This is a genomic window from Streptococcus caecimuris (genome assembly GCF_943193075.1).
GTDB classification, from domain to species: domain Bacteria; phylum Bacillota; class Bacilli; order Lactobacillales; family Streptococcaceae; genus Streptococcus; species Streptococcus caecimuris.
Window position 1 is genome coordinate 1 of record NZ_CALPCT010000036.1, and the last position, 6,983, is coordinate 6,983.

Genomic DNA, 6,983 nt, shown 5'->3' on the forward strand with positions numbered 1-6,983 from the left:
TACTCAACTGTGCGGAGGTGGGACGACGAAATCGAATTCTAACGAATTACCGATTTCTGTCCCACTCTCTCTTTCTTACAATTCAGCAATTTGGTTCAGGTTCACTTCTGCAACTGTATCGTTACCGAACATAGAAATGACCATTTTCACCTTGTTGTTATCAATTTCAGTGATCTTACCAGTGTAGTCTGTGAAGGCACCGTCGATGATGCGAACTGTGTCGCCCACCTTGACATCCAAATCAAACTCTTGAACGGTTTGACCCATAGAGAGCAAGATGCTGCGGATTTCTTCTTCCAACAATGGAGTTGGTTTTGAACGGTTCCCGTGTGATCCGACGAAACCAGTAACGTTCGGTGTATTCCGAACGACAAACCAAGCTTCATCTGTCATGACCATTTCAACCAAGACATAACCTGGGAAGCGGTTTTCTTCGATTTCTTTGGTTTTACCGTTTTTCTCAACTTGTACGGTTTGAGTTGGAATCTCTACGCGCAAGATGTTTTCTAACATATTGTAAGTTTGCGCACGTTGCAAAAGATTCTCTTTTACCTTGTTTTCATATCCTGAGTAGGTTTGTAGTACAAACCAGCCTTTATCAAAACTGTCCATTTGGGCATCCTTTCTTTCTGTTTAGCCTGCTCGAGCTTTTGTGAACATACTAAAAAAAGCCTCTTGGCTTTCCTTTTCCTAGCTTCATTATACCACATTTTGCAGGAATGCAAAGAGGTTTGCTGATTTATTTTTAAGAAAAAACCGCAAAAAGTGGGACCCTGGGGATCCCACCTGGCTTCTTTTCTTAAAAGAAATTGATCATGTGCAATAGGCCACGTGCAATGACTTTGTCGAACAAATAAATCAATGCAACAAAGAAAGCGGTGTACTCAATCACTGAGATAAAGTTTTTCCATCTTTCCTTGCGATTTGGCCAAGTTGTATCTTTTAGTAAGACGAAAATATCTTTAATGAATTTCACAACTCTCTCCTATCGTGTTTCTTTATGGATGGTATACTTGCTGCAATGTTTGCAGAATTTATTGACTTCTAGACGTGTTGGTTTTGGCGTCCCACTCAGCTTAATGGAGTAATTGCGTGACCCACAAACCGTACACGCTAGACTTGCTTTTTTTAATGCCATAACGCCTCCGTTCACCCCATTATAGCAAGTTTTCCACGTTTTGACAAGAACAGAAAATCTCCTGTCAAGAAAAAAGCAAATCTAAAGCGTTATCACTCTGGTTTTTGCCTCATTTTTGGTAAAATAAAACAAAAGGAGACGAATATGAAAAGTGATAACCTAAAAGAAAGTAGAAATATCGAAGACCGTCGAGGGCAAAGCTACTCCCATTCTTCAGGCAATAGTAATCTTGGCGGAGGCATTTTACAGATCTTACTATCGCCGGGGAGCTTCAAAAGTAAGATCGTCCTCATCCTTCTTCTGGTTCTTCTAGGAGGTGGTGGCGCTAGCCTTGGGGGTCTCTTTGGAAATGGGACTTCTCATTCTTACCAGTCTAGCCAGATCACGCGCACCAACAAGACCCATGTCGACGATGCAGATGCTGAGTTCGTCAGCAAGGTCCTTGGAACAACAGAAGATCATTGGCACAAGGTCTTTCAAGCTGAAGGACGTACTTACCATGAGCCCAAACTAGTCTTCTATACCGGACGGACACAGACAGGCTGTGGGGTTGGGCAAGCATCGGCTGGTCCTTTCTACTGTCCAACCGACAAAAAGATTTATTTGGATATGAGCTTCTACAAGGAATTAACAACCAAATACAAGGCTAGCGGTGACTTTGCCATGGCTTACGTGATTGCCCACGAAGTCGGCCACCACGTACAAAACGAGCTGGGAATCCTTGGCAAATACCATCGGATGCAACAAGGTCTTTCTGAAAAGGAACGAAATGCTATCAGTGTCCGCATCGAGCTACAAGCCGATTACCTAGCAGGTGTCTGGGCCCGCTCCATTCAAGACCGAAATCTTCTAGATATCGGCGATATCGAAGAAGCCATGAATGCAGCCCATGCAGTCGGGGACGACACTCTCCAGGAGCAAGCCTACGGCTACTCGGTGCCAGATAGCTTTACCCATGGAACTTCGGAACAGCGCATGCGCTGGTTCAAACGGGGCTACCAGTACGGGGATCTCCAACACGGCGATACCTTTAGCTTGTCAGATAGTGAACTTTAAACAAAGGTCTATTCAGAAATCCTTCTGAATAGATCTTTTAGAATATAGATAAATTGCATTTTACATAAAACAACTTAAGTGACGTTGAAAAATTAAAATAATTAATACTATTAGGATCATTTCAACAGAAACTTTTCGCCGTGAGAAAAGTGCTAGAAACACTAGTGTTTCTAGCACTCGGGAGTTTTGGAACCTTAGGTCCAAAACTAAGTCATGGAACTTCTTCGAAGTTCGCTGACATCCGTACTCACCTAAGGAAAGTTTCTAAGAAGACTTTGTCTTCAATCTGCAAAAAACGATTCAGAAATTCCTCTGAATCGTTTTTTGATTAGAAACCAAGCCAGCCTTTAAAGGTATCCCAAGCGTTTTTTGCTTTTCCTGGGATATCGGCCTCATCGATTGCTTTTTTCGCATCATCGACCATATTCGACGCCTTCTCTTTGACATCCTCAAAGAAACCTTTGTCTTCTTTGCTATCTGTTTCTGTCGTTTCTTCTCCGACTGGCGCAATGCCATTTTCAGCATAAGAGTTCTTCACCGAGTCAAACTGGGTACCGTCTGTATAAGGCAGGACACTATTGGCAACATTGCGGAAGATCTCTGATGCCGTTCCAGCACTACTGTCCGTCAGGTAGTGATTTTCATCGGTCGTTGGGAAACCAAGCCATTGACTGATGACCACATCTGGCGTGTAACCGATCACCCATTGGTCTCCGGAGAGGTCCTTGTTAAAGCTGGTCTCTGTCGTACCGGTTTTCCCTGCCATGGTATAGCCATAAGGCGCAGCGTTAACCCCTGTACCATTACTGAAAGTACCCAGCATCATATTGGTCATCTTATCTGTCGTTGAACCACTAAGCACTCGGGTTGATTTCTGGCTGTGGCTCTTGACCACTTGGCCACTTGCATTTTCAATCTTGGTAATGAGGTGAGCATCATTCATGACCCCGCCGTTAGCAAAAGTTCCATAGGCTTGGGCCATCTGCATCGGATTGGTTGTCACACCAGCTCCCAAGGCAACGGCAAGCGACTTGTCCACCTTGTCCATGTTGAGTCCGAATTTTTTCCCGTATTCAAAGACCGTATCGAGACCCAAATCATTAGCGGTCGCTACGGCTGGAAGGTTAAGGGATTCTGCCAAGGCCTGGTACATCGGTACCGTTGGACTGGACTGGATTCCCGCATAGTTATTAACCTCATAGCTTCCATATTGGGTGGTACTATTGTCCAATTCCTTATTGGTCGACCAACCTTCAGCAACAGCTGGGCTATAGACAACCAAAGGTTTGATGGTTGATCCTGGACTTCGAGCAGCCTGGGTCGCGTAGTTGTAGGTACGGAATCCTGGATTTTGATCACTGCCGACACGCCCTACGAGAGCCCGAACCCCTCCGGTCTTAGGATCGAGGGCGACACTACCAGATTCCGCGCGCGTGCCGTCTTCTGCTACTGGGAAGAGGGCTGTATTGTCATAGATCACCTGCATGCTTGCTTGGTAATTTTGATCCAGCTCGGTGTAGATCCGGTAGCCATTTTTGACAATGTCTTCTTCGGTCAGACCATATTCATTGACCGCTTCATTGATGACCGCATCAAAATAGGATGGGTAGCGATAGTCCTCTGACTTGCCTTCATAGGCATCGACCAGCTGACCATGGATATCCACAGCCGCTGACTGATCAGCTGTTTTCTGGTCAATATAACCAGCTGCCACCATATTTTGGAGGACCGTATTGCGGCGATTGGTCGCATTCTCTACTGAATAGAGCGGGTTATAGATCTCAGGTCCCTTGAGCATACCTGCGAGAACCGCAGACTGATCCAGGCTTAATTGACTGGCTGAAACCCCAAAATACTTCTTGGAAGCATCCTCAATCCCCCAAACCCCATTTCCAAAATAGGCATTGTTGAGGTACATGGTGAGGATTTCTTTTTTACTGTATTTCTTATTGATTTCAAGCGCCAGGAAGAATTCTTTAGCCTTACGCTCCACCGTCTGGTCCTGAGACAGGTAAGCATTCTTGGCTAGCTGCTGGGTGATGGTCGACCCACCACCTGAGCGACCCAGGGTCAAAATCGCTAAGAAGAAGCGACCATAGTTGATCCCGCTATTCTTGTAAAAGCTCCGGTCCTCTGTTGCGACCACGGCATTTTGCAGATTCTCACTAATGGCATCGAGTTCGACATAGGTTCCTTTTTGCCCGGTCAAACTTCCCGCCTGGTCCCCATTCTTATCATAGATAATGGTCGTCGCCTTCAGTGCATTCTGCAAATCCTTGACGTTGGTCGTCTTAGCAAGGTAGAAAAGATAGCCCCCTGTCAAGAGGCTAAAGCCTAGCCCAATGATCAGGAGAATCTTGGTCAAATGGAATCTGCGCCAAAAACGACGGAAGGGGTGTTGAGAGAGAGGCTTGCTTCTGTGCTTGCCTGAGCGACTATAGGTCGGCTCTACTGTCTCTTCCGGTAGTTCCGTGTCTGGCACTTCTTCTGCCACCGCTTTGGGTGGATGATCCTTTCTAAAAAAAGTGATCAGGTTTTCAAATAATTCTTTTATTCTATTCATACCTGTTATTGTAACACCTTATCCTTGTCCTAGCAAGAAAAGATAGCTCATCCCCTTCTCCCATTTAGTTTTCTTTAAGCTTAGATTTTGCTACAATAGGGTCATGAACTATCAATTTACCATTCCACAATCCTTTCCCCAGATGACTGTGAAAGAGCTGCTTGAGGACTACTTCCTCATTCCCCGTAAGATCCGGCATTTTTTACGAACCAAGAAGCACGTCTTGGTCAATGGCGAGACCATCAACTGGCAGAGCCCCGTTCAAAAAGGAGATCAGATCCAGCTGATCTTTGACGCGGACGATTACCCTGAAAAAGAGCTCCCAGCCGGAGACCCGAGTCTGGTCGAAGAACTCTATCAGGATGAGCATGTCATCATCGTCAATAAGCCCGAAGGTATGAAAACCCATGCCAATGAGCCGACAGAAATTGCTCTTCTCAACCATGTTTCCAGCTATGTTGGATCTACCTGCTACGTCGTGCACCGCTTAGACAAGGAAACCAGCGGAGCAATTTTATTTGCTAAAAACCCTTTTATCCTGCCCATTCTCAACCGCATTTTGGAAGATAAAAACATCCAACGCGAGTACTGGGCCTTGATCCAAGGTAGCTTAGCACAAAAAACCATCGTCTACAAGGATAAAATCGGACGCGATCGCCACGATCGGCGCAAGCGCCTGGTCGATCCGCGCAAAGGGCAGTACGCAGAAACTCAGGTGACGCAACTGAAAAAAATCGGGCGCAACAGCCTGGTCAAATGCCAGCTCAAGACGGGGCGTACCCATCAGATCCGGGTTCATCTCTCCCATCATGGGCACCCGATTGTCGGGGATCCTCTCTATAACCCTGCACGCGGAGAGCGACTCATGCTCCATGCTCACCGCTTGACCTTTACCAATCCATTAACCCTTGAAACCATCCAAGTCGAGGCCCCTTCCAAGAGTTTCGAAGAAGGGTTGAAAAAATGAGAAAAGAACCGAAATAGTCTTCTTAGAGACTTTCCTTAAGTGAGTACGGACGTCAGCGAACTTCAAAGAAGTTCCATGACTTAGTTTTGAGCCCAACGTCTCAAAACTCCCGAGTGCTTGAAATTCTAATGTTTCAAGCACTTTTCTCACTGCGTAAAGTCTCCAGTCATTATCGAATAATTCAAAAGATAAAAATCATTTAAAACAATTGACAGAATCTCTCATTTTATTTTAAAAACTTATCTGCATTCAAAAAAGAAGCCACAAAAAGAGGCTGGACAAAAATGTACTGACCCCAAAAAGTTAGACAATGAATTTACACAAAGGATTTAGTTCTGTATTGCACAGGACTGAGTCCTTTTAGTTTGACCTTAATTCGTTTATTGTTGTAATAATCAATGTAGTCTACAATAGCTTGTTCTAATTGCTCAAGTGACTGAAACGTCTTCTCATACCCATAAAACATTTCGGACTTAAGAATGCCAAAGAAGGATTCCATCATGCCGTTGTCTGGGCTGTTACCCTTACGTGACATGGACGGTTGAATTCCTTTATCCTCTAAAAAACGATGATAATACTGGTGTTGATACTGCCATCCTTGATCACTATGGAGAATTGTATTTGTGTAATGATTCTCAGTAAAGGCCTGGTCTAACATAGCTTTCACTTGTTCTAAATTTGGCGACGTCGAAAGATTATAAGCGACGATTTCACTGTTAAAACCATCTAATACTGGTGATAAGTAGAGTTTTTGAGTGCTTGCTGGAATGGCAAATTCTGTCACATCTGTGTAGCACTTTTCCATTGGTTTTGAAGCTTCAAACTGGCGTTGAATAAGGTTGTCGGCTTTCTTACCAATATCTCCTTTGTGAGAAGAATACTTTCGCTTCTGCCGGATTCTAGCTTGTAAATTGAGGACATTCATCAACCGCTGAACCCTCTTATGATTGACCAAAAAGCCACGATTTCTTAATTCTAAATGTATCCGACGATAACCATAATTTCCCTTGTGTTCAGTAAAAATAGATTGGATTTCAGCTTTAAGCCCTTGATCCTTATCTGGTTTGTCTAGCTGTTTCAAATGATAATAGTAGGTCGAACGAGCGAGTTTAATGGCCTTTAGAAGAATATCTAACGAAAACTCAGTGATTAATTCTTGAACAATTTCTGTCTTTCTTCTTTCTCTTTTTCCTCCTTCAATCGGAGTTCTCTCAACTTTTTTAGAACAGCATTCTCCGCTCTCAGGTATTCATTTTCTG

At 44.3% G+C, this 6,983-nt stretch carries 6 protein-coding genes and 1 pseudogene; 2 read left to right on the plus strand and 5 right to left on the minus strand.

Annotated elements, in window-relative coordinates:
• Positions 1-75 precede the first annotated feature (75 nt).
• The 3 genes from nusG to rpmG all read right to left on the minus strand — a co-directional run bounded on the left by nusG (position 76) and on the right by rpmG (position 1,138).
• Entirely contained in the window at positions 76-612 is a 537-nt protein-coding gene (gene nusG, locus NFR56_RS09590; RefSeq protein ID WP_003002077.1) for a transcription termination/antitermination protein NusG, read from the minus strand.
• A gap of 187 nt (positions 613-799) precedes the next feature.
• Positions 800-976: a preprotein translocase subunit SecE gene (secE, locus tag NFR56_RS09595; RefSeq protein WP_003002261.1), complete on the minus strand. Its 177-nt coding sequence runs from the start codon at positions 974-976 to the stop codon at positions 800-802.
• A 9-nt stretch (positions 977-985) separates the two neighbouring features.
• Positions 986-1,138 (minus strand): 50S ribosomal protein L33, encoded by a 153-nt coding sequence (gene rpmG / locus NFR56_RS09600; protein ID WP_003009043.1) that lies wholly within the window; start codon positions 1,136-1,138, stop codon positions 986-988.
• Positions 1,139-1,282: 144 nt separating this feature from the next.
• On the opposite strand from rpmG, the gene ypfJ reads away from it, so the two are divergent.
• Positions 1,283-2,194 carry a KPN_02809 family neutral zinc metallopeptidase gene (gene ypfJ, locus NFR56_RS09605; protein ID WP_070590281.1) on the plus strand — a complete coding sequence of 304 codons (912 nt, stop codon included), beginning with the start codon at positions 1,283-1,285 and terminating at the stop codon, positions 2,192-2,194.
• A 328-nt stretch (positions 2,195-2,522) separates the two neighbouring features.
• Here ypfJ and pbp2a read toward each other — a convergent pair whose 3' ends face one another.
• Entirely contained in the window at positions 2,523-4,757 is a 2,235-nt protein-coding gene (gene pbp2a / locus NFR56_RS09610) for a penicillin-binding protein PBP2A (protein WP_023919836.1), read from the minus strand.
• Positions 4,758-4,860: 103 nt separating this feature from the next.
• Between pbp2a and NFR56_RS09615 the strand changes: the two genes are divergently transcribed.
• Positions 4,861-5,724: an RluA family pseudouridine synthase gene (locus tag NFR56_RS09615; protein ID WP_070661561.1), complete on the plus strand. Its 864-nt coding sequence runs from the start codon at positions 4,861-4,863 to the stop codon at positions 5,722-5,724.
• A gap of 316 nt (positions 5,725-6,040) precedes the next feature.
• Here the strand turns inward: NFR56_RS09615 and NFR56_RS09620 are convergent.
• Positions 6,041-6,983, minus strand: a pseudogene (locus NFR56_RS09620) (IS3 family transposase); the annotation flags it as partial.